Raw genomic sequence first — 25,144 nt, 5'->3', positions numbered from 1 at the left:
TAAAAAAGCGAGACCAAACAATTGCGATATAAATAAAATTTATAATATTAGTATAAATTTTATTCTATCTAATGTTGGTCTCGCCTGCTTTACCAGTAACAATCCATCAATATTAAATTTATCTATGTGTAACTCTTTGAATATGAATAGTTAAATATAATTGCTCTTCTTCAGATAATTCTTTATTTAAATATGTTTGTATCTTTAACATACACTCATAAGCTTTTTTATATTTAACTTTAATTTGTTTTAATAAAAAATCATCTTCAGTTTCTATTTTTTGTTCTTTATTCAATCTTTGAAAAAAGAATCTCAAATGAGTAACAAATCTTTCATAATTTAATGATTTTTCATCAAGTTCAATATTATATGTATATTTTACAATATTTAAAATATCTTGAATCATTTTTGCTTGCTTAGCAACATCTTTTACATTATTGCCCTTTTTATTTACCTGTGCATTTATTAAGTGAAGTGCTATATTGCAAGCTTCATCTTCAGGTAACTTCTTTTCTGTTTCGCTTTCAATAAATTCTAGTGCTTTTAATCCTATTTCAAATTCTTTTGAATAAAACTTTTTAATTTCCCAAATCAATGGATTAGGACGATTAAGGCCTTCATCAAATAATTTTAGTGTATAACTAATATGATCAGTAAGGGTAACATATATATAGTCATTTAATTCAACGCCTAATATATTTTTTGCATATTCAATAATGTCATAACACAGTGAAACATGTTCTGTTGGTATATCTTCTAGCAGCAGTTTAAATTTTTCTGAAGCATCTTTCTGCTTAAGAATAAAGGTTTTTTCTATTAGATTTTCATCTAATTTATCACCTACATTCTTTTTAAATCCAATTCCACGCCCCATAACTACAATTTCATTTTTTTCTGAGTCTTTAGCTAATATGGCATTATTATTAAATATCTTTTTTATTACCATCACTATCCCCCTATTTACACTACTTACATGATTTTTTAATATAAAAACCCTAATTAATCAAAAGAGACTATGAAATTCTCTTCTCATTAATTAAGGTTTCGCCTGATCGAATCAGTAACAATCACCATATATCTTTGTAAGCGTTTAAACATATTTATATATTATAGCACTTTTTTTCATTTGTCAACTTTTTTTATTATGGTAAACTAAAAATATTTTATTGATATCATCTCTTTTCCTATAACAATATCCTTTATCAATTTTTACTTATAAAAAAGATGCAACCTAGAATCATTTATATTCTAAAATCACATCTTTTTAAATTCCAAATCTTAAATATATAGTTAAAGTTTAAATCTTCCTACTTCTTGTTCTAGATTAACTGAGCTTTCTCTTGATTTCTTAATTAATTCAGATACCTTACCAGATTGAATTTTTATATTTATAGCACTTTGTGCATTTTCTGTGGTTTCTCTTGCACCATCATTTGAAGCATGTGCTACTTCTGTAATTACTTCTGTCATGCTATGTATTGATGATAACAATTCCTCCGTTGTAGCACTAAAATCTGTCATCAAATTATCCACATACTCAGAATCCTTGCTATAATTATTTCCAACTTCTAAAAATACTTCATAGTCTGATGTTACTTCGCTAGAAACGAACTCTAATAAATTTCTTGAACTTTCTGAGAGCTTTTCAACCGCCTGACCTACTTCATTGGTAACATCTTGTATTTTTAATATTGTTTCTTTTGATTTTTCTGCAAGCTTTCCTATCTCACCAGCTACTACAGAAAAACCTTTTCCAGCTTCCCCTGCACGAGCAGCTTCAATTGATGCATTCAATGCAAGTAAATTAGTTTGAGTCGTAATCCCCATAATAGCTCCAGATAAACTTTCAATATTTTCAACAACTTTTGCATCTTGTAATGCTTTTTCTAGTTTAACAGTTGAATCAGTTATTATTTTATTTGTTTTTTCCTTTGCTTCTAAAACTTTAGATTTTGTAATATTAGCTCTATTATTAATTTGTGCTGCTATTTCTGAACCCTCTTGTGATTTATTCGCAATATTTTTAACTGCCAACTCAATTTCCTGGGAAGTTGCTGACATCTCTTCTGAAGAAGCCGCCGTTTCTTCCATACTTGCTGCTAAGGTTTCAGTTGATTCAGAAATACTTTGAATATTACTATCCAAACTTAAGATGTTATTATTAACCTCTTCAGTAATTGTATAAATAGCTTTAGATTCTGTTTGTATTTTTTCAATTAACCCCTTTGTTGAAACTTTCATAGCTTCCATAGATTCTGCCAATACTCCAAAGTCATCTTTTCTTTTTAAATACTTCTCAGGTAATTCTACCGAAAAATCCCCCATTGCCATGATTTTCATGTGGCTGATTGCAATATTTAGTCCATTTACAATTTCTTTTGCAACAACAAATGTAGCTATAATGGCTAAAATAAGATCTATCCCCAAAATAATAAATATTAGCATTTTGCTCCTATTATAATTATCTATTGTTGTCTGAGTTTCTTTAGCTATAATACTATTAATATTATCTATATAATTACCAGTTCCAACTACCCAACCAAAAGGTTCGTAATACTTACTATAAGACCTTTTAGGTAATGGATCTGTTTGTCCTTCCTTAGGGAAATAATATTCTGTATATCCGCCTCCGTCTTGCATTCCATTTTTAATAATATCTTTTATCATTTCATATCCATTAGCATCTTTTGCATTTAAACGATTAGTTCCTTCTGTTTTATTTCCTAATAAAACTACATTCTGACCCTCTTTTGTATCAATCCAAAAATACCCTCCATCCGCATATCTTAAACCACGTACTAAATCAGCTGAAAGTTTTTTTGCTTGTTCTAAAGAATACTCGCCATCTTTATATTTTTTATTAATACCATCAAGTAATGTAATTACATTACTTACCTGACTTTTAATATAATTATCATAATCATCATGAATTGTTTTTTCTAAGGTCTGTATTGAAATATTATTTGCTTCTTCTTGCTTTTTTAAATTTATAATTGCAAGAGACGAGATAGCTAAAAATACCATAATAATTAATAATAATAATTTTGTCTTTACTTTTAAGTTGTTTAACATAAAATCCCCCCGTTCGAACTTAATTTTCAATTAACCCCTTTATTTTTATTATATCTAACTTTACAAACGTTTACTAGTTTATTCTATGCACAAAATTTACAAAAATAAAAAACCATGGTTATTATAAAATATAACAACCATGGCTTTTGAATGTAATAGCTTAATGCTTTTTCTTATTCTCCAATAAGCTTGTCATTCTTTAATATATGTTCTGTTAGCCACTGATTTAGAAACTCTAACATTTTTACTAAACTTTCATCTTGATTTTGATCAATATGATTTAAATCTATTGCTTCGAGTTCTTTTATAAATTTATCATGTTCTATTTTTTGAGTAAACATTCTCTTATAATTTATGCTTTCCATATATTCTTCTTCTGATTTAAAATGGAAAATAGTATATTCCTTTAATTCAGTAATAATTTCTATGATTTTATCATATTTATCAATTGTAAAATCATCTTTTAATAACATATATGCTTTATCAGCTAATTCAAAAAGTTTTTTATGCTGCTCATCAATATGCTCTACTCCAATTTTGTATTCTTCTTTCATTTCATACATTATTGCCCCACTCCATCCTTATCTACTTTAACATTGTAATCTCATTTTTAATAATATATCATCATTTTAAGCATTCATCAACAAAATGTAAACAATTTTATCACAAATATACTCAATTATTAATTAGTCACAAAAGCCTTCCATACATCATTAAATCTAAAGCTATAATTTTAATTAGAACTTATATAAATAATAACTAATTTAGTCACATATGTAATAACCTAATCATAGTATAATAGGAATTATTTTTTGGAGGAAATAATTGAAATTTAATAGTATTAAAGATAAAACATTATTCGAGCATCAATTTTGGCTCCAAATCTTAGGAGACCACTCTCGCTTTATTTTAAATGCACTTTCTCCAAATGAGGAAGCTTTCATTCAAAGAGCTAATGCTTTCATTACTTTATTCGATGATTTATTAGCAAAATCTCATGCTTCACTATCTCAAGAAGATATTGAAGATTTAAATCATGAAGCTTATGCTGCTGCAATGAAAATTAGAGAACTTAAATTAATTATATTAAGCAAGCAAATTACTGACAAAATTAATATTTCTCTTCCTCCTACTTTTGTTAGCCATATGCTTAATGAACTAGATGAATATTTATTTATTCTAACTACTTTAATAAAAGACAAACCTCCTACTGCTGGTCCTATTCATTTACATCTTTTATGGCTTCCAGATGGATCAGGACATGCCTCAGCCATAGCTAGTAACCTTGATATGACTCAAAAAGAATTGATTAAGCGTAGTAGGGAATATTCAAAAGAATTTGATAATTTGTACTTAAGAACTATAGATTATAATGGTTATACCAGAACAAAAATCTTTGATTTTCCAGCACTTGCAAAGCTTAATTATGATGTAAGCAATATAATGGGCTCCTTCAAAAACTTTTTAGATGCTTTAAAGGATGCAATTATAGAAAAACAAGTATTAGGTACCCTTGCACCTTTAGCCGCTGACCATATGTATCGAGAGGAATGCTATTATCTAACTAAGCTTTCAATGGTTTCAGAAGTAAAAGATCCTAATTGCGATCCTACTAAACCAAGAATAGAATCCTAATTTACCAAATTAAGCTAGGCCATCTATACTTTAGCCTGCGCCAAATAATTGGCTTTTCCAATTACTTAATAAATAAGTAATGATGAATGATGAATAATTTCATCATTCACCATTCATCTTCTATAATCCTAGATTTTATAAGCCCATCAGCTTTCTGAACTTCTACACCTTCCTAGATATGAACAAATTTCAAAAGTAAATCCAATATTAAAAGGGAGCTTCGCGAAACACTGAGTATGGGTGGACTCTATTTATTAGATGGTTTAGTTTTTCTATGATTTAGATATCCAGCTTAATAATCAAACTTATAAATGGAATATACATGTATCATTTAGAAATTATAATCGTAACACTACACTAGAAATTAGATACATTTTTCTGGAAGCAGGCATGTGAAATTGAGCTTTATACCTTTAATTTTCTATATCTATTATAAGCTGCCATTATTTCCTGCTTTCTAGGCATAGCTAAACTTCCACTTCCACCTTTTATTTTTTCCATAGCTATTAATCCATTTTTATTTATTTCTTCAAGAATATTGTCCACAAATTTATCTAAACTTAAGCCTTTATCCACAATGTTATCCTCTGCCCACTTCATAATTGAGCCAATGGAATTTAATTGCTCATTATCCACTATTTGCTCTACTGATCTTAAGTTTATTTCTTCTTTATTTATTATTATTGTATCTACACCAATAGTTTTTATTTTTATTCCTCTTTCACCAGCTTGAATAGTTCCCTTTTTAACTACTCTATTAAATGGAATATTTATTTTTAGTTTTCTAGCCTCAATTCGTTTTAAAATTTCTCCTCTGCTTAAATTCTTTGCTTCCTTTGTAACATCCTTAGTTTCATAATTATCCATTTGTATTATGCAATCTGCCACATCGAAAAAATCTCCACAACTGCCAACAACTATTATTGTTGAAATTCCTTTTTGTTCATATAAAGGTTTTACTATTTCAATAAATGGTGTTATTGGTTCTTTTTCTTTAGCTACTAATTTCTGCATAATATCATCTCTCATCATAAAGTTAGTAGCTGAAGTATCTTCATCTATTAATAATACCTTTGCATTACTTTCTATTCCTTCAATGATATTAGCCGCCTGCGAGGTACTACCACTTGCATTTTCTGTGCAAAATTTAACAGTATCTTTTCCATTAGGTAAATTATTAATAAACAAGGATATGTCTGTTTTACTTACAGATCTACTATCTTCTGCTCTAACTTTTAATGCTGAATTGTCTGTTATTACAAATTCTCTGCCATCACCTTCAATGTGATTATAAACACCAAGCTCTAAAGCTCTTAATAAAGTAGACTTTCCATGATATCCTCCACCAACTATAAGGGTTATACCTTCTTTAACCCCCATTCCTTTTATAATACCATTGTTTTTAGTGCCAAATTCTACTTCCAATTCTTTAGGTGAAACAAATCTTTTAGCATTCTTTAATGGCTTTGTAGATACACCACTTTCTCTAGGTAAAGTTGAGCCATTAGCAATAAAAGCAATAAGTCCTCTTTTACTTAATTCACTTCTTATATATTCTTGATCCTCTACTAGATTTACTCTATCCTTAAGTTTTTCATTGCTAATATTTTTATATATCAAAGTTTTTTCAACTATATTAGGTAAGACGTTATATAAAATCTTTTCAAGTTCCTTTGCTAAAACACTTCTTCCTCTAGCTGGAAAGCCCACATAAAATCTTGCTTCTACCTTATCATTATCTATGATTATTGAAGTTCTCTCTAATATCTGCTGAGGGCATCTGCTCATGGCTATCAATCCACTTTTTCCAGATCCAAAAATCTTCTCACTAAATTTATTTACATTGTAATAAAACTCTCTTGTTAAATAATCTGCTACTGCGATGTTCTTATTTTTATTATCAAAAAGCTCTTTAGGAAATCCAGCTATATTTTGTTTAACTATAACTCTGATTCTTGATGGTGCTGCAAAAGGATCACCTTGAACATGATCTATACTAAGTATATAATCTTTAAAAGCATATTGCCCCTCTAAATTCTTGTATAACTTATAGCTCTTTCCATCTATTTTATATAATTCACTTTTTAGTTCATCAAAATTTTTCATGAAACCGTGCCTCCACTTACGTTTAAATTAATAATCCTCATATCCTCTAAATTTTATAAACCCCAAACTTTAATATATCTAAATATTTATTAAAGTCCTCCATAACTTCTTCGATATTTTCTAATATTTCCTCCATCGAGACATCTTTATACTTTTGAATATATTTATTAGAAAGACCATCCATACATATCATTATTAGCTCTATAGCTTTTTCAGAATCAATTTCTTCTCTAAATTTTGATGTATCCAAATTTCCGAAAATTTCTCCTAAATATTTTGAACTGTAACTACTATGTCTTTCTGTAAGCTCATCTTTTAGTTCTACTGGCATGTTTGTAACGGCTGAAAATACTAACTGATTCATAAGAGGCTCTTCTTGAACTATTTTCATTTTTCTTATATTTATTCTTATAAATCTTTCAAATATGTCTTCAGGTTTATTTTCTCTCAAAGGATAATATTTATCTACTAATGTAGTTATACAATAATCGAATAAATATAAAAATAGATTTTTTTTACTTCCAAAATAGTGGAATAGTATCCCCTTTGAAATACCAGCTTTTTTCACTATAGAATTTGTAGAAGCTTTATCATATCCCTTTATTGCGAATTCTTCTATAGCAGCATCTAATATTCTTTTCTTTTTTTCTTCTTGTAGACTTTCGAACTTTTCCATAGCAATCTATTCTTTCACTCCTTCCCTGTATAATCTATGTTTATTTAATTCTCATTCCTTCTTTTATATCATTATTAGGCTTTGTTATTATCTTTTCGCCTTCCTTTAAACCATCCAATACTTCTATTATTTTTTCACTTTCTATGCCTTTCTTAATTTGCCTTATAACAGCCTTTCCATTATCAACAACAAATACGCAGGAACTTCCTTGATAATCAAATACAGCACTATCAGGTACTATTAATGTATCACTTTTACTTTCAGTTATAATTTTAACCTCCAAATCATAACCTGGTTTTAGCAATTCTGTATTATCACTAATTTCAATTGTTACCGCTACTCTCTTTTGATTAACCCCCAAAGACGAAGTTATATTTTTTGCTTCAGGCGCTATTTGGGTAACTTTTCCCTTTAAAATTGAATCTCCTATTGCTTTACCACTTATTTCAACTTCATTACCTATTTTAACCTTATAAATATCATCGGACAATATATTGGCTTCTAATTCTAAATTTTTAGTATCCCCAATTACAAACGCTGCTGTGCCAGGTGCACCTATGGAATTATCTTCTACTAGTTTTTCAAGGATAATTCCATCATTAGGGGCTAAAATTTTCTGCTTATCAAGCTCACTAATTATACTTTCTTTTAAAATCAATGCTTGTTCAACTCCAGCAGCATATCCATCTTTTACATAACTTGGTGTTCCCTTTTTTATATCCTCTAATTGACTATTTGAAGCTTTTAAAGCAGCTTCTGCACTCTTAAATGCATCATTAGCAGTATCAAAGTCCTGTTTACTTATAGATGCTGCTTCATATAAAGTCTTTGAATTGTTTAAATTTCTTTTTGCTGCTTCATAAGCAACATTGGCTTTATTCACCTCAGCCTCAGCAACTTCAATTTTACTTGCATAATTAGAGATATCTGTACTTTTAAGTTGTGCTTTTGCAGCTTCAACCTTTGAATTTGCCTCTTTAAGCTTTAACTCTAGGTCTTTCATATCCATAGTAAGTAAAACATCATCTTTTTTTACTGAATCTCCCACATTAACATTTATATCATTTATCTTTCCAGAGCCTTCAATATATACTGTCTGCTTTTTATTACTTTGAACGTTAGCCGTATCTTCAACATATTTCTGTATTTCACCTTTTGCAACTATTGAAGTATCAACAGCTTGTCCTTGTTGCATTAATACATATCCAAATGCTCCTGCCATACATATTAACGCTACAGCAAATGACCAAAATAATTTTTTATGTTTCATTTGTAACGCCTCCCCCTTGCAATAAATTATTGTATTTTCAAGATTATAATTTTATAGTATAGATCAAACATATTATCTCTTTTTATTCCTTATTCTTCAAAACCTCTAGCATATCAATAGCTTTGATTTTTCTAGATAAAATTAAATTAGTTGTCACTGTGAAAGCTAAAGTAAGTATTATTGTAAAAACATAACTCTTAAATTCAACCACATAAGGAATACTATAAGCATCTGTACTACTAGCATCAATTAATAATCTTCCAAGCCAAGTCCCAAATGGCAATCCTAAAGTCATTCCAAATATAGAAATAATATAATTTTCATTAAAAATAAGTTTTTTGATTTCTTTATTGTTAAAACCTAATACTTTTAAAGTTGCTAATTCTCTTTGCCGTTCAAAAATATTAATAGTAGCAATATTGTATAAAACAGCTATTAGAAGAATTGCAGCAAGCATAATTAGCATTCCTATGGTAGACTTCATTGCTCCCATATTTTTAATAAAAGCATTGCTAGAATCTGTCTTCGATTCTACAGAACTCACTCCTGGAATATCTTTTAATTTATCTTTGACTGTTTTTTCAAACTCACTATTATCTAACCTTAGCACTGCTGAATTTGCAATCATTCCCTCTCCTAATATACTGTTTAAATCCTCCATAGAAGTGTAAACTCCTGACCCTAAATATTGAACAACAATTCCTTTAATCATAATTTTCTTTTCATCTTTTCCAGGAAAAAAGAACTTTATATTTACGCTGTCATTTAATCCTATCCCCAAAGTCTCTGCTAGTTTTTGAGAAATAAGTAATCCATCTTTTGGTAATCCTAAAGCATTGCCATCTTTATCTTGAACCTTATACATTTTTGGATTTGAAGTAAGTGCTGTAAAACCTACTTCCTTACTCCTCCATCCATTTGATAATTCAATACCAGTTTCTAATATTGGTTCGAATTCTGTTACATGCTCTATGTTCTTAATTGTTTTCAATTCATCAATACTAACAAGTTTTGAAAAGTTTACTTTTATATCATAATTTTGAATATTTCCATACTGCTGAATTATCATAAAATTAACAGAATCATTCATACTAAAAGCAACTAAAAGTATTGCTGAAGAAAATATAATCCCAAGTGAGGTAAGTAATGCCCTTCTTTTATATCTAAACAAATTCCTCACTATTATTCTTTCTAATCTACTAATCTTTCTCCATATAAAATCAATCTTCTCAACAATTATCTTTCTGCCACTTAGTGGTGATTTTTCTCTCATTGCCTCACTAGGCATAATTTTAAAGATAACCTTACAAGAACGATATCCTGCAAATAAGCAAAACATTAAGGTTAATAAAGAAGCTGGTATCACATATTCTCCATAAACTCTTGTACCTGAAAGAGGTAAATTAAAATATTGATTGAGGAGTTTCGTCATTCCAAAGCCCATGTAGGTCCCTAAAGCAGAACCAATTAAACTTCCAACTATAGCAATGATTCCTGAATAACTCATATAATATGCAAGCACTTGTATATTTGAAAATCCAAGAGCCTTCATCACTCCAATTTGTGTTCTTTGATTTTCAACCATTCTTCCCATCATGATGTATATAATTACTGAAGCAACCATGAAAAATATGACTGGAAAGCTTCCTCCCATGGATTTAAGCTTTTTTATCTCCTCGTTTATCATCATAGTACTTGTTTGCTGTTTTCTATCTATTAAACTTTTCACACCATAATTTTTTAATAGTCTTTTAGTCTCATCTTTAGCCCCTTCAATATCACTTCCACTTTTAAGCTTAATAGAAATATTATTTATAGAACCTTTTAAATCAAAAACTGCCTCTCCAAAGGATTGTTTGATATATATTACTCCAAACCTCTTATTATCTGGAACTAACTCACCGGAATCTTTTAAGGTATAAATAAATTCAGGACTTTTAGCTACTCCTACAATTTTAAGCTTTACTTTATTACCATTTATAACTGGATAAATATAATCATTTAACTTTAAGTCATTTGCTTTAAAGAAATCTTCATCTAAGATACATTGGTTGTTATCTGCATCAGAAAAATATCTTCCTGTTTTTATCGTTATATCATTTACAATATTATTCTTAACATCTGGAAGAGTTATGAATCTTAAAGTTGCATTTTCTTCAGATATACTTATACTTGCATCCTTAACAATTCTCCCTGTAGCCATTTCAACCTCAGGTAGTTTTTCTAGCTCCTCTTTTGTACTAGTTGGTGCTTTATAAAGGTCTACCCAAATATCACCTAACCTATATTCCTCAAAGTACTTATTACTAGAGTTAGACAAATTTTTAAATACAGAATTTAGTGATGTATAAAATGTAACTCCTAAAATAACAATTATTAAAGTAGAAATGAATTGTCCTTTAGATTTTTTTATGTCTCTAAATAAGTTTTTGAGTAAAATATTCATTACCACTCAATCCTTTCTGGTGGCTCAGGATTTTCATTAACCTTTATGGCTTCTACTGCTCCGCTTTTTACAGTAATAATCCTGTCGGCCATTGCTGCTATGGCAGCGTTGTGTGTGATAACTATTATTGTCTTATTCATATTCTTATTAATATCATGAAGCAACTTTAAAATTAATTTTCCTGTCTTATAATCTAATGCACCCGTTGGCTCATCACATAAAAGCAACAAAGGATTTTTAACCAGAGCTCTTGCAATTGCCACCCTCTGTTGTTCTCCCCCTGAAAGCTGCGCTGGAAAATTTGATGCTCTTTCGTTTAAACCTACGTCTTTCATAATTTCTTCAGCTTTTAATGGATTATCACTGAGAGGAATTACTAATTCAACATTTTCCATGGCTGTTAAGTTTGGCATTAAATTATAGAATTGAAACACAAAACCTATTTTCTTTCTCCTGTAAGTAGTTAGTTGGTTATCTGAGTACTTTGTTATATTTTCTCCGTCAATAATTACCTCACCAGAAGTTGGCCTGTCCATTCCACCAATCATATTTAATACTGTACTTTTTCCGGACCCACTTGGCCCTAATACAACAACAAATTCTCCCTCCAAAATTTCAAAGTTCATGTTATTAGAAGCTTTTACAGTTACTTCTCCCATAGCATATTCTTTTACAATATCTTTAACTATAACAATAGGCGCTTTCATTTAAAATCACCTCACTTAATTTCATTGACCATATAGTCAATATACTATTATTATCTCTTCATTTGACCACACAGTCAACATGTTATTATTTAAAAAAATGGCTACTAAAAGTTATTATTCCTTTAAGCAGCCACCTTCTCCATATGCATTCTTTTTATAAATATACTTCCATAGAAATATAGTTCAAATAACGCAAGCTCAACCATTAAAAATATCTGATTTATTATCTATAAATTTTCTAATCAAAACTTAAGATTATTTCTTAGTATATTTTCAACTAATTCAATATAATTTCCTTCATATACAAATGTCTTATATGCTAGCATAGTGGAAAGGCCATGAACCATTGACCACATAGCAATTATATTTTGCGCATACTCCTCCTCTTTTACGTCAATACTTCTTAGGAAATCAACAGCGCATTCTTTAAATACATTAAATGATCTATGGTTTACATTATTTAATTTCTTTTCTTCAACAACAATATTAGAATCTGATTTCTTTAAAAAAGCAAATTGTAAATAATCCGGATTCTCAACCATAAACGAAACATATCTCTTTCCTAAAGCTATAAGTCTTTCGTATGGATCAGCCTTATAATTTTCAACTATCTCAGTTAATGAGCTTTGAAAATTGTTAAAAACATATTCTGATATTGCATCAATCAATTCTTCTTTATTTTTAAAATGTTTATAAGGTGCAGCATGACTTACATTGCACAAAGCTGCTACTTTTCTTATAGAAAATTTGTCAGCACCTTCTTCATTATATAATTTCAATCCCATTTTTATTAAACTTTCCTTTAAGTCTCCATGATGATATTTCTCAATCTCCATATTAATGCCTCTTTTCTAAAAATCTATTGTTTATTTTTAATATAGTTAATTTATTAACCTAATAGTTATTTTACAAATATAGTAACATATGATGTTGACACTGTAAACTTAAAGTGATATTCTAATTATAAGTTTACACCGTAAACTTATATAGATTTTGCACCTCATTTTTTAATATAAATAGCAAAGGAGATTTTTTATGTTATTAATTCATGATTTAAATGCCGATGATTCAAAAGAAATTATACCTTTATTACCTTCAAATTCTAAAATCCTTTCAAAAGAATCAGACAATATCAAAGGATGTCTAGGTTGTTTTAATTGTTGGACAAAAACCCCTGGTAAGTGCATAATAAATGATTCCTATACCGAAATGCCTAAATATATTTTAGAAGAAAAGACTTTCATAATTATTACCCAAATAAAATATGGTTGTTATACCTCCTACGTAAAAAATGTTATAGATAGATCCATAGGAATTTTGCTCCCATTTTTTCAAAATGTTAATGGGGAGCTGCATCATCTTCCTCGCTATGATAATTCTAACCTCAAATTTATAGTTATCGGTTATGGTAGTGATGTAACTTCTATGGAAGAACAGACCTTTAAAGCATTAGTTAAAGGAAATGCTATTAATCTTTGTATTCCTAACCACGAATGCTATGTAATTAAAGATATCTCAAATACCAAAGAAATAATAAGAAATTTATAGGAGGGTTTATTCTATGATTAATTTGTGTTTTATAAATGGGAGTCCCAAGAAAGAAAAAAGTAATTCTAGTTACCTGATAAAAGAATTTTCTAATCTTTTAAATAGTACTATTAAAACAAAAGAGTATTTTATTAGCAATATTATTAATGATGGTTCTTTAATTGAAGAGATTCTATTATGCGATAAGATAGTATTTGTTTCTCCATTATATGCCGATTGTTTTCCAAGTACTATGTTAGACTTCATGTCTAGATTTGAAGATATTCTTAATAAAAAAAATACACTTAACATTGACATGTATTGCATAGTTAACTGTGGGTTTATAGAGGGGACTCAAAATAGAATTGCAATTGATATTATGGAGAATTATTGTAAAAAATTAGGTCTTAATTGGCGTTTCGGTATAGGAATTGGTGGTGGCGAATTTATGAGCAGTTCCAAAGATATGCCTATAAATTCTCGCTTAAAAAAGCCTGTATATAATGCATTTTTGACTATGAAAAAAGATATTGAAAATACTTCTGAATCTCATATTGACAATTTACTTATAAGCCCCAAAATCCCCAAATTTTTATTTAAGTTTGCTGCAAATATTAGTTGGAAATCTCAAGCAAAAAGTAATAATTTAAATCCTAAAGAATTATATAAACAAATATATTAAAATTTAAGTAAATGATTATTTGTCTAAATTTAAAGAATAACCAGCTTTTTTTATTCCTTGCCTATGAAAACAAAAGTGTCTGCGACGCGCTCTCTTTTAATAACATTTTTGCAAGCCATATTATTCTTAATCTTTGATATAACTGGCTTAAAAAATCGAATTTTTTATACTTTCCTAGGCAATGAAATAAATATAAATTGCTTCAAATGTTATTTCATTTGAAGCAATCTATATTTCACAAATACTATAAAAGATTAAAAACTAACACGTAATTTAACTATATAACTCTATATTTTAAAACTTAAAACTAATTGAGTTAATTTTTCTGCTCTTTCAGCTTGTTCTTGAGATACTATGGCAACTTGTTCAATTGCTTTATTAGTTTCATTTATGCCTACTTTAATTTCTTCTGAATTATCTTTAGTTTTTTTCATATTTTCTGCAATAGTCTGTATAACTGCTGAAATTTCTTCTGTAGATGCATTTAGCTCTTCAGACATTGATGCGATATTTTGTGATAAGTCACTGATAAATACTGCATCATTTTCATATTTTTCTCCTGTATTAATCAACAAGTCATAATCTTTTCTCACACTATTATCTATATAAAATAATATGTCTTTTGAATTATCAGATAAATTGTTAAATGCACCTTGGACATTTGAAACTACGTTTTGAATATTCTTAACGTAATCCGATGATTGCTCTGCAAGTACTTTTACTTCATTTGCAACAACTGCAAAGCCTTTTCCTTGATCACCAGCTCTTGCAGCTTCAATGTTAGCATTTAGTGCAAGTAAATTTGTTTGCTCAGCTATTGCAGCAATTGATTGAGCAATCGTTCCAATTTCATTAACTATCTTTCCTTGCTCTATAGCCTTAAGTATATTTTGTTGTTTTTCATCATATAATTTGTCAGCACTCTTCTTAGAATTAAAACCATTTTCTTTTATATTAGTTGCTCTCTCTTTGATCTCAATAGATTGTTGACTACTTTCAGTAGAGTTCGAAGCTAATTGGCCTATTCCTAAATTAACTTCTCCCATAGTTAAAGATAACTCTTCCGTAATAGCATTTACTCCTTGAATATTTTGAACTATACCTGATGTATTCCTATCTATATTTTGAAAATTTGTTGACATTTCTTCTAATGTTGCAGATAATTCTTCGCTGGATGCTGTCACCCCTTGTGCTTGAATTATGATATTTTCAACTACAGCTTTCATTTTTTCTTTTGCAAAATTTAGTGCTGTAATAACTTTTCCTAGTTCATCCTTATTTTTACTTTCAATAGAATATGTTAAATCTCCATTTCCTAAGGCTTCTGCAAATGATAATACTTTCTTTATTACATTCGATATATATAAAGATAAAGTTAACCCTATAGCAATTGCAAGCACAACACCAACAGCTAAAATTGCATGCATTATATTGATAGTAATTTTATAATCTTCTGCATTTCTTTCATTTACTTGTTTTGCTGAGTTTTGATTAGCTTCAATCAATTCATTTAATTTCTTAAACATATTTTCTTTATCTATAAACATATTTTCTCGATTTTTAATTGCTTCACTGTAATTTCCATCATTTAATGAGTCTGTAACAGTCTTCCTTGTGCTTTTATATTTTTCTAGGAGAGAACTAAAATCATCAAATATTTTTTTTGAATCGTCTGTCATATTTGTTTTCTTATATTCTTCAATGTAATTCTTTATAGATGCTTGATCTTCGTCAATAATCTTTACTGCTTCTTTCGTTTTTGTCGGATTATTATCTATAACTGCTCCTTGAACTACAGATAGTTCATCTAATAAATTCTCCTTAATTGAATGTAAATAATCAATACTCTGTAAATTATTAGAGTATATATTATTTGCTCCCTTTTCAATATTTCCCATTCCAAACTTTCCAAATAGTCCAGTTACTGCTATTAAAGAAGCAATAACCATAAATCCTGCTAATAATTTTATTTTAATAGATAAATTTCTTATGCCTTGCATATTAGATCCCCCTCTTCATGGATATTTATTCTAAGTATACTGGGCATTTTTGATATTCCTGTGACAATAGTCTAAATAAACCATAAACTTTTTGTTAAGTTTATGTTACAAATAATTCATTTTATAACCATAATAAAAAGCAATACTAGGTTTTAAAACTTTCCTAATACTGCTTCTTAGCAATCTTTACTTTATTCACATTTATATATAAGTTATAGTTAAGAGTATACATTAACTAATATTATTATAGATATCCAATTTAATAATCAAACTTACAAATGGAATATACATGAATCATTGAGAAATTATAGTCGTAACACTACACTAGAAATCATATACATTTTTCTGGAAGCAGGCATGTGAAATTGAGCTATTGAAGGTTGTTAGTGGAAGGTTGTTCCATTTTCTGCTTGTCATAAATTTACTTTAGGAACATGCAGAAATAGGTGCAACCTTCCACTTAGAACCTTCCAGTGAAAATTTCACTAGACCTGTGGAAGATAAATGTATCTGATTTCGGTAAGTTTTGCATAAATCTAATTCTTACGTTGTGTATCTATATCTATAAATTTTTTTATACTTAACTAATTACTGCGATATTATCTCCTGTATTAATATAACCTTCTTCCAATACCTTAGCAAATACTCCTTCTTTAGGCATTATGCATTCACCTACTAATTTTTTTATTTCACAGTCAGAATGACATTCCTTGCCTATCTGTGTAACTTCCAAAAGAACATCTCCAATTTTTAGCTTTGTTCCTATAGGAAGCTCATATAAAGTTATTCCCTCTGTTGTAATATTTTCTGCAAATTCTCCTGTCGATAATTTTTCTATTCCAATTGCTTTCATTTTCTTTATGCTTTCTATTGCAAGCAAGCTTACTTGTCTATGCCAATTTCCTGCATGGGCATCTCCTTCAAGGCCGTGGTTAACTTTAAATAAGCCTTTTTCTATTGGATTTTTAATAGCCCCCTTTTCTTTACTAATATTAATTGCTACAACTTTACTCATTATAAATTCTTCCTTTCTAATATCCCTAATTTTATTTTAAATTTTTTAATAATATTTTTTATCCTCCTATCTGATACATCATCTTTTCAGTTCTACTTGTCCTTTCTTCTTCAAGATGATGCTCTAGTGGTTTATTAATTATTGCTGATTTCAATTTAGTCATAAGCAGCTCTTCACTACTTAAATATTCCCGAAGATTTACCTCCTCTTTTGAATGAAGACATGGCTTAATAGTTCCTATGGAAGTAAGTCTTATTTTATTACAATCTGCACAAAACTTGCAGCTTATTGGGCTAATAAATCCTATTTTTCCTTTTGAGCCTTGAATCTTATATAACTGAGCAGTTGTTCCTCTTTTATTTTCTATTGGAATAAGCTCTGAATGTTTTCTAATAATTTCTTCAAAATTCACTTTGCTATCCTCATATAATTTAATACTTTCACCAATTGGCATAAGCTCAATAAATCTTACTTCAACTGGCATTTCTCTAGCTAAATTCAAAAAATCTTCAAATTCAGTATCATTGATGCCCTTCATTAAAACTGTATTGATTTTTATAGGCTTTATTCCAAGTTTTAAACACTTATGTATACTTTCTAGTACTTTATCTAAATTGCCTATTCTTGTAATCATCTTAAATTTATCTTTATCCAAGGTATCTAAGCTTATGTTTACTCTTTTAAGACCAGCCTTTTTTAAGTCTTCTGCCATATCTGCTAACAATATTCCATTTGTAGTTATTGCAATATCTTCTATGTCTTTTAGTTTCGAAGTTTCATAAATTAATTTATCTATATCCTTCATTACTAAGGGTTCTCCACCTGTATATCTTACCTTTTTTATACCAAGTGAAGCTGAAGCTTTTACAATTTTTAAAATATCTTCAAAACGCAGAATATCATCATGTTCTAAACTTTCTATTCCTGCTTCTGGCATGCAATAGATACACCTTAAATTACATCTGTCAGTTACTGATACTCTTAAGTAATTTATATTTCTTCCTTGCTTGTCCCTCATAAAATCACCTCCAATTTAGTAATTTTCTTTTCTTCATCCCATTGCTTATATCAATATTATCTATAGTTTCAGTAAATTTTATTGAAATATTCTCAGTCTTAATTAGTGGACCTAAATATTTGTCATTCTCAAATATTTCTTCAATATTCTTATAATTTATAGGAATCTCATTATTCACAGGCATAATGCTTAAATTTAATGTTATAAATTTATCCTTTTCAATTACTACTTTATAATCAAGCAAATTATCAATTTTAAACATAATTTCATCAAGCATTCCTATAGAAAGAAAACGTCCCTCTTTAAAGTTTATATTTTCATCAACTCTTCCTGTTACATAATCTAATCTTTTAAACACATCATTACAATGACAATCCTTCTTTAAAAATCTAGCCATATCTCCAGTTTTATATCTTATAAGAGGCATACCTTCTCTTTTAAAAGTTGTAATAACAACTTCACCATAACTACCTTCTGTTACCTCTTCCCCTGTTAATGGATCTATAATCTCAGTATATATATCTACATCACGCATATGGTAACCATTTAATGCACTACATTCTACTCCTCCTCCATAACCCATTTCAGTCATACCATAATGCGTAAAGACTGGACAGTTAAAGGCTTTATGCACTTCTTCGCAAATTGCTCTTGGAACATAATCTGCACTCAATAAAACGCTTTTAAGCTTTAAATTCTTATATTGGGGATTACTGCTCTTAAGTTTTGCAAGATAAAATACTTGGACAGGAATTCCTACAATACAATCAATTTTATTTACTTTTATTGCTTCCAATGCATCCTCTACATCAAAAACTGGACCATATATTATTCCTTCACAGCCTGCTTCATCTAATCCTTTTTTCAAAAGCTTCCCTATACTTGAAGGACTACTTCCTGGCATTAATATGAGTACACGCTGCCCTGGACTAACTAAATTCAACATTCCATATCTAAAAAATTTTATAGTCCTTTGCAGATCATTTTCAGTAAAAAAAATTCTTTTAGAAGTTCCTGTTGTACCTGATGAATTTATTGTTACAATTCTAGATATCTCCTCAAGGCTTGTACATAAAAAACTCTTAGGGTTATCACTTAAAGCTTTTGGAGTTGTAAAAGGAAGCTTTTTAAAATCCTCAAAGTCCTTGATATCTTCACTTCTAATATACTTTAATACTTCTCCATAGTACTTGCTTTTCTTAGCTACCTCTATTGTTTTTCTAATTTCCTTTATTTGATATTGCTTTAAGATTTCAGAGTTGACATCTTTTCCAACAGTTTCTTCTAAGATTATATTTTCCATCCACTTTTCATACATAGTTTTACTCATTTTCTACTCTCCAATAATTAAATCCTTACCTTTAAGTTAACCACTTTCACAAGTTACGTTCTTAAGATTTATACCTTCAACAACAAAATTGTGATTACAAACAGTTATTATATTAATTCCTCCATAACTTTGCTTTACATCAAAAATCTCTTTTAAATCTTTATTTAATAAATTACAAAGTAACGCTCTTATAAATCCTGAATGACTACAAATAGCTATATTGCCAGTGGTTGAAGAAATTATTTCCTTAAACACAGCTATCGCTCTCATCTGACATTGGATAAATGATTCTCCATTTCTAGGTATAAAACTTGGTATATTTTCACCTCTATTTATATAATCTTCGGCATACTTACTTTTAACCTCCTCAAAGGTTAATCCATCCCAAATACCCATATTAATTTCCCTAAGTTCTCTTAAATAGGTTACTTTTCTTTCTGGGAAAACTAGCTTTATAGTATCCTTACATCTTATTAAATCACTACTAAAAATACTTGTTATTTCTATTTTATTTTCTTTAAAAATATCCCCTAAGTTCATTGCTTGATGTCTGCCTTCACTAGAAAGATTGCAATCTATATGACCCAAATATCTTTTTTCTTTTCCAAATTCAGTTTCTCCATGTCTTAAAAGATAAATATAACGTTTCATGGATTCTTACCTCAAGTTCTCCAAACTTGTTCCTAATACTTCCTCAATGTCTTCTTTTATTTTCTTAGCTTGTTCATATCTTCTATTAACATTCTTTAAGATTTCAGGTTCATTTTTATATTTTTCAAAAGCATTTTCAAACCTCTCACTTAAAGTGATATATTGAGTGCCTTTTATTAACTTATCAGAAATATATACTATTTCCTTTTCACTTATTTCTCCAACACTCTTCAATTCAATATGTTCATCAATAATTTTACTCAAACATTCATATCCGAAATTTGCAACTATTTTAGCTCCTTCTTGTGCATGTCCTTTTTTGCCCTTAGCCACATCATGAAGCAATGCACCAGCCACAACAGCATTTACATTTAAGTTATAGCCTTTTTCATTAAGCAATACAGCTATTCTTTTTGAAAGTTCACTAACTGCCTTCATATGATCAATCGTGTCTTGCTTAACATTACATAATCTTAATATTTCCATGCATTCCTCATAATCTGGAAATGGTTCTCTTACTACATGCTCTAAAAGTATCTTTAAATCACCTTGCGTATCCATGTCCAATAAAATGCCTCTATCTACTACTTCTTCAAAATGCCACTTTTCCTTATGAGTATTTAAAATATCACGTAATCCACCTGCTGGCTTTTGAGTTAATATTTCTTTTACTAAAGAACACGATATTAAAGTAGGATGCCCTTTTTCATCATTAAATGTAGGAAATAAAATCCCATCATCTAATTTTTCATACCTTTCAAGCAACATTTTTACCGTATGCTCTTTCACGGAAGGAATATCTACAGGCAATAGAAAAAATGCATTTGTATCTTCTGAAACGGCTTCTACTCCAGCTTGTACCGAGGAAAACATTCCTTCACTATATTGATTGTTTATTATGTTTTTAATCCCAACCTTTAAAAAATCTTGAACTCTATCATTTTGATACCCTGTAACAACAATAATATTATTAATTCCACAATTTTTAAAAAGATTTATACATCTTTCAATTGGAGTTATCCCATTGAAATCCATAATAGGCTTAAGCTCTCCCATTCTAGAAGAATAGCCAGCCGCCAAAATTATAGCTGAATATTTTTTCATAGCATTCTCTCTCTTCTCACTTTTATAAGCTCTGCTGCAATACTTACAGAAATCTCTTCTGGCGTTTCTGCACCAATTTCTAAGCCTATTGGGTTATGTACCTTATTAAAATCTTCAACAGTAAAGCCCTCTTCTTTTAGAGCTTCATAAACAATATTACGTTTTCTCCTACTTCCTATCATTCCAATATAATATGCTTCTGTCCTTAAAGCTTGTTTTAAGCAAGTCAAATCAAACAAATGCCCACTTGTTACAATTACAATATAGCTATCCTTATCTATTGGAAGTTTATCAAAACATCCTTCAAAAGAATTAGGAACAATTATATCATCAATACTAGGAAATCTTTCAGTATTTGCAAATTCAAGTCTATAATCAACTACAGTAACTAAAAAGTCTATTTTTTTAGCTAACTCTGCAAGTTTTTGAGATACATGACCTGCGCCAAAAATATATAATCTTCCTAAATTACATATAGGTTCAATAAGAACTACTGAATCGTTTTCCTTAATAAGCAGTAAATCTCTATAACGTACTTCCTCTGAATACTTTTTAATTTCATAATCTTCTATATGCTCCGAAGCAAAAATAACTTGTCCATCTTTATATATATAATTTATATTATTTCCATCATTAAAAAATTTTCTAATAATGAATGCCTTTTCTCCATTCTTAAAACAGTTAACCACTTTCTCATATAACTGAAGCTTTTGAGCATCTACATATTCCATTAATATTCTGACATCGCCGCCACAAGCCATTCCAATTCCCTTATTTTCTGTTTCCTGCAGTTTATATTCTTTTAACACTGTCTCTTTTGTATCAAATAATTCTATCCCATGTTGAATGACTAATACCTCAACTTTCCCACCTCCAACAGTTCCTAAAATAGAACCATCTTTTTTGATTATCATACGTGCGCCAGTTGTTCTTGGTGCTGAACCTTGGCTATCAAAAATAGAAGCTAAAATAAAACTCTCATTATTCTTCAATAGTTCTAATCTTTCTTCATAGAATTCTTTCATTATGCTGCCCTCCTAACATTTCGCCAAATAATTTTGCAGAAAATTCAGTATATTATAAATACATCTTACCACTATAGTGAAAACCTTTCAATATTTCATATTCCATAAACTATCCATAGAAGTTCATAAATGCTATTTTCTATAACATATTTCAAGAAATATTTAATTAACTAAGCTTACCTATATAACTTCTTTTGATTAACAGCTGTAATATTATAAGCACAAAATGGAATTAAATTTCCTTCTTTGCTAACAACATGAATACAGCAATCTTTCAACCTTTCAATATCAAGATTCCAAGCATCTTGAAAGGCCATGCCAGATATACTAAAGAAACCATTTTTTATTTTTTGAGCTAATTCTTCAAAAGAGTTTTTCTTAGGAGTATACTTATTCATTTTAACTCCTGACCAATTTCTCTCTACAAATTTAACTGCTTTATGAGAGCCTTCTTTACCATCTTCTACTCCACAGCAATTATTCTTTTTACTCACAGCAATCAACTTATTATCAACATATGCATAATTTGCATGAAATGAACATCTTGCATTTTCACAGCCTGATGGACCAAAATCAGAAAGCTTTATTTTGTTATTACTTTGTTCTACTATGCTGCTCATTACTTCAGGCATTGTAATCCTATCAGCATCTTCAGGAATTTTTGGTATCCTTCCAAAATAACTTACTGGTTGGAAGTGTACTCCTCTCACAGTTGGTGCATTTTCAAGTCCAAACTCAATAAGCTTCCAAAGACTTTTATCATTTATATTAGGAACTACTGTACATACGAGTATTACACCAATGCCTAACTTTGCACTATTTTCTATTACTTTTAATTTTTCTTCTATTATGTTCCTTCCTCTAAGCTTTTCTATTTCTGCTCCATTTAAATCATCAAACTGTAAAAAAATAGATTTGAGCCCTGCTTCTTTTAGTTTTTTGAAGTAATTATAATCAGTAAGCTTAATCCCATTTGTATTTATTTGAACAAAATTAAAGCCTTTATTTGAAGCCATAGAAATGATTTCATGAAGATCCTCTCTCACTGTTGGCTCTCCACCAGATATTTGAAGATTATATGGACCACCAGCTTCAATTATTCTTTCATACCACATTTCTATAGTCTCTAATTTAGGATCGGGTTCACTTCCATTAGCATCTGCAAAACAAAATTCACAGTTTAAATTACATCTTGAAGTTACTTCTATTAAAACTGTACATGTATGCTGACGATGCTCTCTGCAAAGCCCGCAGTCATGCGGACATCCTTTTGAAACCTCAGTAAAAGGTGACTTAGGATATGCTGGCGTTTTAGGCCTTATCCAAGTTTCATAATTTGGTTCTCCTCTCCAAATTACAGTTTCAAACTTTCCGTGTTCTTCACACTCTTTGGTTAAATATAAATTTCTATCTCTTTTTATTATCTTTGCTTCAACAGTCTTTAAACATACTGGACAAATGCTTTGAGTCTCTCTTATAACATTAGTCATCTCTTTTATCCTCTCATTCTAAATAGCCATAATTTTTTAAAATCTCATCAATTTTGTTGTAGCACTTTTGCATGGTGTTCCCACATTTTACTGGATATGCTTCACTTTCGTTAATGTCATTGAGAACATCTACAGTTATTAAATCAATGCATTCTGTATATTCAAATTCATCTTCAAACCATTGAACAAATTCTTGAATCATTTTCTTTAAATTATCATCTCTAACTTCAGTATCTAATCCTTTCCCAGCATAAAGCCCAAATAAACATGCTCCTCCAGTTATTATTCCACACGTTTTTCCTGTATTTCCAACACCTGCACAAAGCCCAGCCATAGACTTTACTAATGGTACATTTTCGAGACCATTCTTTTCAAGATACATTATTATAAGTATTTGACTACAACAATATCCAGAACTAGCTAGCTTGAACATTTTAAATGCATCTACACCCATTTATAATCCCCCTATCATCTTTTTCTTGCTATAAGTAAAAAATATCCTGGTTTACATAGAGTAAGTTTTTTTTGAAAATCACCACAATCACTACAAGTTGCAACTTGCCAAAAAGTTGACATAGAGCCATATTTAAAAATTATTTTCACCATGAGTTGTTTAAGTAAATCTGTCCAATCTTCAAAACCTATTATTTCAAAATCTGCTTCAATGATAGCTTTTTTTAGTATGTCTATATCGAATAGACCTCTCATACAGCTATTAATATTATAGTTTTCAACTTCTTCCAAATATTCTGGTCTCCTAGCATAAACATCTGAAATAACGAAGTATCCTCCAGCTTTAAGTACTCTATTGCTTTCTTTTATTGTCTTTTTAAAATCTTCCATTAATGACATAGTACATTCAGCCATAACACCATTAAAAAACTCATTATTATGAGGTAGCTCTTCTCCTCTTCCAAGTTCTATATTATGATCTCCATATTTTTCTCTGCCTAGCTCCAATAACTTTAAGGAAGGATCAACTCCAAAAGTTTCTAAACCATAGACTCTTTTAAGTCTCTCCACAGTTACTCCCATTCCACAGCCAATATCAAGTATTTTATCTCCAGCTTTGAAATTACATAGTTCAATTGTCCTATCAGTAAGAAACATTCCTCCTGGTCTTAAGGTATCTCCTGTTACGCCTCTCATATCTTCATTTTCATATATACAACAACTTTTCATTTGTCCTCCAAGCTTTTTTCCACTTCAAGCATTTGACCAGCAGCAAGTTCTTCTGTAATAAGTACATTTTTACAAACAGGACATTCTAATAATTCTATTTCGAAATTTCCACCCAGGTACTCAGCCTTAACCGGACCTTCTTCGAGAGGATTTCCACACTTTGAGCATAACCATTTATTATTTTTTTCGCTATTATCTTGTTTCATAG

The 25,144-nt window shown here is 29.5% G+C and carries 23 protein-coding genes; 3 read left to right on the top strand and 20 right to left on the bottom strand.

Features of this window, described 5'->3' with window-relative positions:
* Positions 1-118: 118 nt before the first annotated feature.
* The 3 genes from L3B98_RS23200 to L3B98_RS23190 all read right to left on the bottom strand — a co-directional run bounded on the left by L3B98_RS23200 (position 119) and on the right by L3B98_RS23190 (position 3,635).
* Positions 119-946 carry a PRD domain-containing protein gene (locus L3B98_RS23200; protein ID WP_238918417.1) on the bottom strand — a complete coding sequence of 276 codons (828 nt, stop codon included), beginning with the start codon at positions 944-946 and terminating at the stop codon, positions 119-121.
* Between the two features lie 344 nt (positions 947-1,290).
* Complete coding sequence (locus L3B98_RS23195) at positions 1,291-3,072, bottom strand: methyl-accepting chemotaxis protein (RefSeq protein ID WP_238918416.1); 1,782 nt, start codon at positions 3,070-3,072, stop codon at positions 1,291-1,293.
* A 173-nt stretch (positions 3,073-3,245) separates the two neighbouring features.
* Entirely contained in the window at positions 3,246-3,635 is a 390-nt protein-coding gene (locus tag L3B98_RS23190; RefSeq protein WP_238918415.1) for a hemerythrin family protein, read from the bottom strand.
* A gap of 262 nt (positions 3,636-3,897) precedes the next feature.
* Here L3B98_RS23190 and L3B98_RS23185 point away from each other — a divergent pair, with 262 nt between their 5' ends.
* Positions 3,898-4,707, top strand: a complete 810-nt coding sequence (locus tag L3B98_RS23185; RefSeq protein WP_238918414.1) for a DUF2935 domain-containing protein — start codon at positions 3,898-3,900, stop codon at positions 4,705-4,707.
* Between the two features lie 405 nt (positions 4,708-5,112).
* Here the strand turns inward: L3B98_RS23185 and L3B98_RS23180 are convergent, their stop codons facing one another.
* The 6 genes from L3B98_RS23180 to L3B98_RS23155 all read right to left on the bottom strand — a co-directional run bounded on the left by L3B98_RS23180 (position 5,113) and on the right by L3B98_RS23155 (position 12,748).
* Entirely contained in the window at positions 5,113-6,813 is a 1,701-nt protein-coding gene (locus tag L3B98_RS23180; protein ID WP_238918413.1) for an ABC-ATPase domain-containing protein, read from the bottom strand.
* A gap of 46 nt (positions 6,814-6,859) precedes the next feature.
* A complete protein-coding gene (locus L3B98_RS23175) occupies positions 6,860-7,489 on the bottom strand; it encodes a TetR/AcrR family transcriptional regulator (protein WP_238918412.1) in 630 nt (209 codons plus the stop codon).
* Positions 7,490-7,529: 40 nt separating this feature from the next.
* The gene (locus L3B98_RS23170; protein ID WP_238918411.1) at positions 7,530-8,759 is read right to left on the bottom strand and encodes an efflux RND transporter periplasmic adaptor subunit; all 1,230 of its coding nucleotides are present in this window, start codon (positions 8,757-8,759) and stop codon (positions 7,530-7,532) included.
* Positions 8,760-8,841: 82 nt separating this feature from the next.
* The gene (locus L3B98_RS23165; protein WP_238918410.1) at positions 8,842-11,205 is read right to left on the bottom strand and encodes an FtsX-like permease family protein; all 2,364 of its coding nucleotides are present in this window, start codon (positions 11,203-11,205) and stop codon (positions 8,842-8,844) included.
* Complete coding sequence (locus L3B98_RS23160; RefSeq protein WP_077360475.1) at positions 11,205-11,912, bottom strand: ABC transporter ATP-binding protein; 708 nt, start codon at positions 11,910-11,912, stop codon at positions 11,205-11,207. Before L3B98_RS23160 ends, L3B98_RS23165 begins: the two co-directional genes overlap by 1 nt.
* Before the next feature lie 242 nt (positions 11,913-12,154).
* On the bottom strand, positions 12,155-12,748 hold the full coding sequence (locus L3B98_RS23155) for a TetR/AcrR family transcriptional regulator (protein WP_238918409.1): 594 nt from the start codon (positions 12,746-12,748) through the stop codon (positions 12,155-12,157).
* A gap of 199 nt (positions 12,749-12,947) precedes the next feature.
* Between L3B98_RS23155 and L3B98_RS23150 the strand changes: the two genes are divergently transcribed.
* Both L3B98_RS23150 and L3B98_RS23145 read left to right on the top strand, forming a co-directional pair.
* Positions 12,948-13,460, top strand: a complete 513-nt coding sequence (locus L3B98_RS23150; protein WP_238918408.1) for a flavodoxin family protein — start codon at positions 12,948-12,950, stop codon at positions 13,458-13,460.
* 13 nt (positions 13,461-13,473) lie between these two features.
* Positions 13,474-14,121 carry a flavodoxin gene (locus tag L3B98_RS23145; protein WP_077360469.1) on the top strand — a complete coding sequence of 216 codons (648 nt, stop codon included), beginning with the start codon at positions 13,474-13,476 and terminating at the stop codon, positions 14,119-14,121.
* 287 nt (positions 14,122-14,408) lie between these two features.
* Here the strand turns inward: L3B98_RS23145 and L3B98_RS23140 are convergent, their stop codons facing one another.
* From L3B98_RS23140 to L3B98_RS23090, 11 genes are all read right to left on the bottom strand, one after another.
* Positions 14,409-16,121, bottom strand: a complete 1,713-nt coding sequence (locus L3B98_RS23140; RefSeq protein ID WP_238918407.1) for a methyl-accepting chemotaxis protein — start codon at positions 16,119-16,121, stop codon at positions 14,409-14,411.
* A gap of 580 nt (positions 16,122-16,701) precedes the next feature.
* The gene (locus L3B98_RS23135) at positions 16,702-17,136 is read right to left on the bottom strand and encodes an MOSC domain-containing protein (RefSeq protein ID WP_015390811.1); all 435 of its coding nucleotides are present in this window, start codon (positions 17,134-17,136) and stop codon (positions 16,702-16,704) included.
* Positions 17,137-17,194: 58 nt separating this feature from the next.
* A complete protein-coding gene (gene moaA, locus L3B98_RS23130) occupies positions 17,195-18,154 on the bottom strand; it encodes a GTP 3',8-cyclase MoaA (RefSeq protein ID WP_238918406.1) in 960 nt (319 codons plus the stop codon).
* Between the two features lie 4 nt (positions 18,155-18,158).
* The gene (locus L3B98_RS23125; RefSeq protein ID WP_238918405.1) at positions 18,159-19,484 is read right to left on the bottom strand and encodes a DVU_1553 family AMP-dependent CoA ligase; all 1,326 of its coding nucleotides are present in this window, start codon (positions 19,482-19,484) and stop codon (positions 18,159-18,161) included.
* Between the two features lie 36 nt (positions 19,485-19,520).
* Complete coding sequence (locus L3B98_RS23120) at positions 19,521-20,135, bottom strand: histidine phosphatase family protein (RefSeq protein WP_238918404.1); 615 nt, start codon at positions 20,133-20,135, stop codon at positions 19,521-19,523.
* Positions 20,136-20,141: 6 nt separating this feature from the next.
* Positions 20,142-21,239, bottom strand: a complete 1,098-nt coding sequence (locus tag L3B98_RS23115; RefSeq protein ID WP_238918403.1) for a DVU_1551 family NTP transferase — start codon at positions 21,237-21,239, stop codon at positions 20,142-20,144.
* Positions 21,236-22,264 carry an XdhC family aldehyde oxidoreductase maturation factor gene (locus L3B98_RS23110; RefSeq protein ID WP_238918402.1) on the bottom strand — a complete coding sequence of 343 codons (1,029 nt, stop codon included), beginning with the start codon at positions 22,262-22,264 and terminating at the stop codon, positions 21,236-21,238. Before L3B98_RS23110 ends, L3B98_RS23115 begins: the two co-directional genes overlap by 4 nt.
* 176 nt (positions 22,265-22,440) lie before the next feature.
* Positions 22,441-23,754: a radical SAM (seleno)protein TrsS gene (gene trsS / locus L3B98_RS23105; RefSeq protein ID WP_238918401.1), complete on the bottom strand. Its 1,314-nt coding sequence runs from the start codon at positions 23,752-23,754 to the stop codon at positions 22,441-22,443.
* Between the two features lie 13 nt (positions 23,755-23,767).
* A complete protein-coding gene (locus tag L3B98_RS23100; protein ID WP_077360453.1) occupies positions 23,768-24,208 on the bottom strand; it encodes a DVU_1555 family C-GCAxxG-C-C protein in 441 nt (146 codons plus the stop codon).
* Positions 24,209-24,222: 14 nt separating this feature from the next.
* The gene (gene trsM / locus L3B98_RS23095; protein ID WP_238918400.1) at positions 24,223-24,936 is read right to left on the bottom strand and encodes a DVU_1556 family methyltransferase; all 714 of its coding nucleotides are present in this window, start codon (positions 24,934-24,936) and stop codon (positions 24,223-24,225) included.
* A complete protein-coding gene (locus L3B98_RS23090; protein WP_015390802.1) occupies positions 24,933-25,142 on the bottom strand; it encodes a DVU_1557 family redox protein in 210 nt (69 codons plus the stop codon). Before L3B98_RS23090 ends, trsM begins: the two co-directional genes overlap by 4 nt.
* Positions 25,143-25,144 lie beyond the last annotated feature (2 nt).

The organism is Clostridium sp. YIM B02555 (assembly GCF_022320955.1).
In the GTDB taxonomy this organism is placed as follows: domain Bacteria; phylum Bacillota; class Clostridia; order Clostridiales; family Clostridiaceae; genus Clostridium; species Clostridium saccharoperbutylacetonicum.
The sequence above is the reverse complement of the archived record's forward strand: the minus strand, read 5'-3'. Positions and strand labels throughout refer to the sequence as shown.

Bases quoted from the DNA above. Each gene is read 5' to 3' on its own strand.
- L3B98_RS23125 (WP_238918405.1), bottom strand. From the start codon at position 19,484: ATGAGTAAAACTATGTATGAAAAGTGGATGGAAAATATAATCTTAGAA.
- L3B98_RS23195 (WP_238918416.1), bottom strand. From the start codon at position 3,072: ATGTTAAACAACTTAAAAGTAAAGACAAAATTATTATTATTAATTATT.
- L3B98_RS23175 (WP_238918412.1), bottom strand. From the start codon at position 7,489: ATGGAAAAGTTCGAAAGTCTACAAGAAGAAAAAAAGAAAAGAATATTA.
- moaA (WP_238918406.1), bottom strand. From the start codon at position 18,154: ATGAGGGACAAGCAAGGAAGAAATATAAATTACTTAAGAGTATCAGTA.
- L3B98_RS23170 (WP_238918411.1), bottom strand. From the start codon at position 8,759: ATGAAACATAAAAAATTATTTTGGTCATTTGCTGTAGCGTTAATATGT.
- L3B98_RS23200 (WP_238918417.1), bottom strand. From the start codon at position 946: ATGGTAATAAAAAAGATATTTAATAATAATGCCATATTAGCTAAAGAC.
- L3B98_RS23100 (WP_077360453.1), bottom strand. From the start codon at position 24,208: ATGGGTGTAGATGCATTTAAAATGTTCAAGCTAGCTAGTTCTGGATAT.
- L3B98_RS23190 (WP_238918415.1), bottom strand. From the start codon at position 3,635: ATGTATGAAATGAAAGAAGAATACAAAATTGGAGTAGAGCATATTGAT.
- L3B98_RS23120 (WP_238918404.1), bottom strand. From the start codon at position 20,135: ATGAAACGTTATATTTATCTTTTAAGACATGGAGAAACTGAATTTGGA.
- L3B98_RS23150 (WP_238918408.1), top strand. From the start codon at position 12,948: ATGTTATTAATTCATGATTTAAATGCCGATGATTCAAAAGAAATTATA.
- L3B98_RS23135 (WP_015390811.1), bottom strand. From the start codon at position 17,136: ATGAGTAAAGTTGTAGCAATTAATATTAGTAAAGAAAAGGGGGCTATT.
- L3B98_RS23145 (WP_077360469.1), top strand. From the start codon at position 13,474: ATGATTAATTTGTGTTTTATAAATGGGAGTCCCAAGAAAGAAAAAAGT.
- L3B98_RS23160 (WP_077360475.1), bottom strand. From the start codon at position 11,912: ATGAAAGCGCCTATTGTTATAGTTAAAGATATTGTAAAAGAATATGCT.
- L3B98_RS23155 (WP_238918409.1), bottom strand. From the start codon at position 12,748: ATGGAGATTGAGAAATATCATCATGGAGACTTAAAGGAAAGTTTAATA.
- trsS (WP_238918401.1), bottom strand. From the start codon at position 23,754: ATGACTAATGTTATAAGAGAGACTCAAAGCATTTGTCCAGTATGTTTA.
- L3B98_RS23115 (WP_238918403.1), bottom strand. From the start codon at position 21,239: ATGAAAAAATATTCAGCTATAATTTTGGCGGCTGGCTATTCTTCTAGA.
- trsM (WP_238918400.1), bottom strand. From the start codon at position 24,936: ATGAAAAGTTGTTGTATATATGAAAATGAAGATATGAGAGGCGTAACA.
- L3B98_RS23110 (WP_238918402.1), bottom strand. From the start codon at position 22,264: ATGAAAGAATTCTATGAAGAAAGATTAGAACTATTGAAGAATAATGAG.
- L3B98_RS23090 (WP_015390802.1), bottom strand. From the start codon at position 25,142: ATGAAACAAGATAATAGCGAAAAAAATAATAAATGGTTATGCTCAAAG.
- L3B98_RS23140 (WP_238918407.1), bottom strand. From the start codon at position 16,121: ATGCAAGGCATAAGAAATTTATCTATTAAAATAAAATTATTAGCAGGA.
- L3B98_RS23180 (WP_238918413.1), bottom strand. From the start codon at position 6,813: ATGAAAAATTTTGATGAACTAAAAAGTGAATTATATAAAATAGATGGA.
- L3B98_RS23165 (WP_238918410.1), bottom strand. From the start codon at position 11,205: ATGAATATTTTACTCAAAAACTTATTTAGAGACATAAAAAAATCTAAA.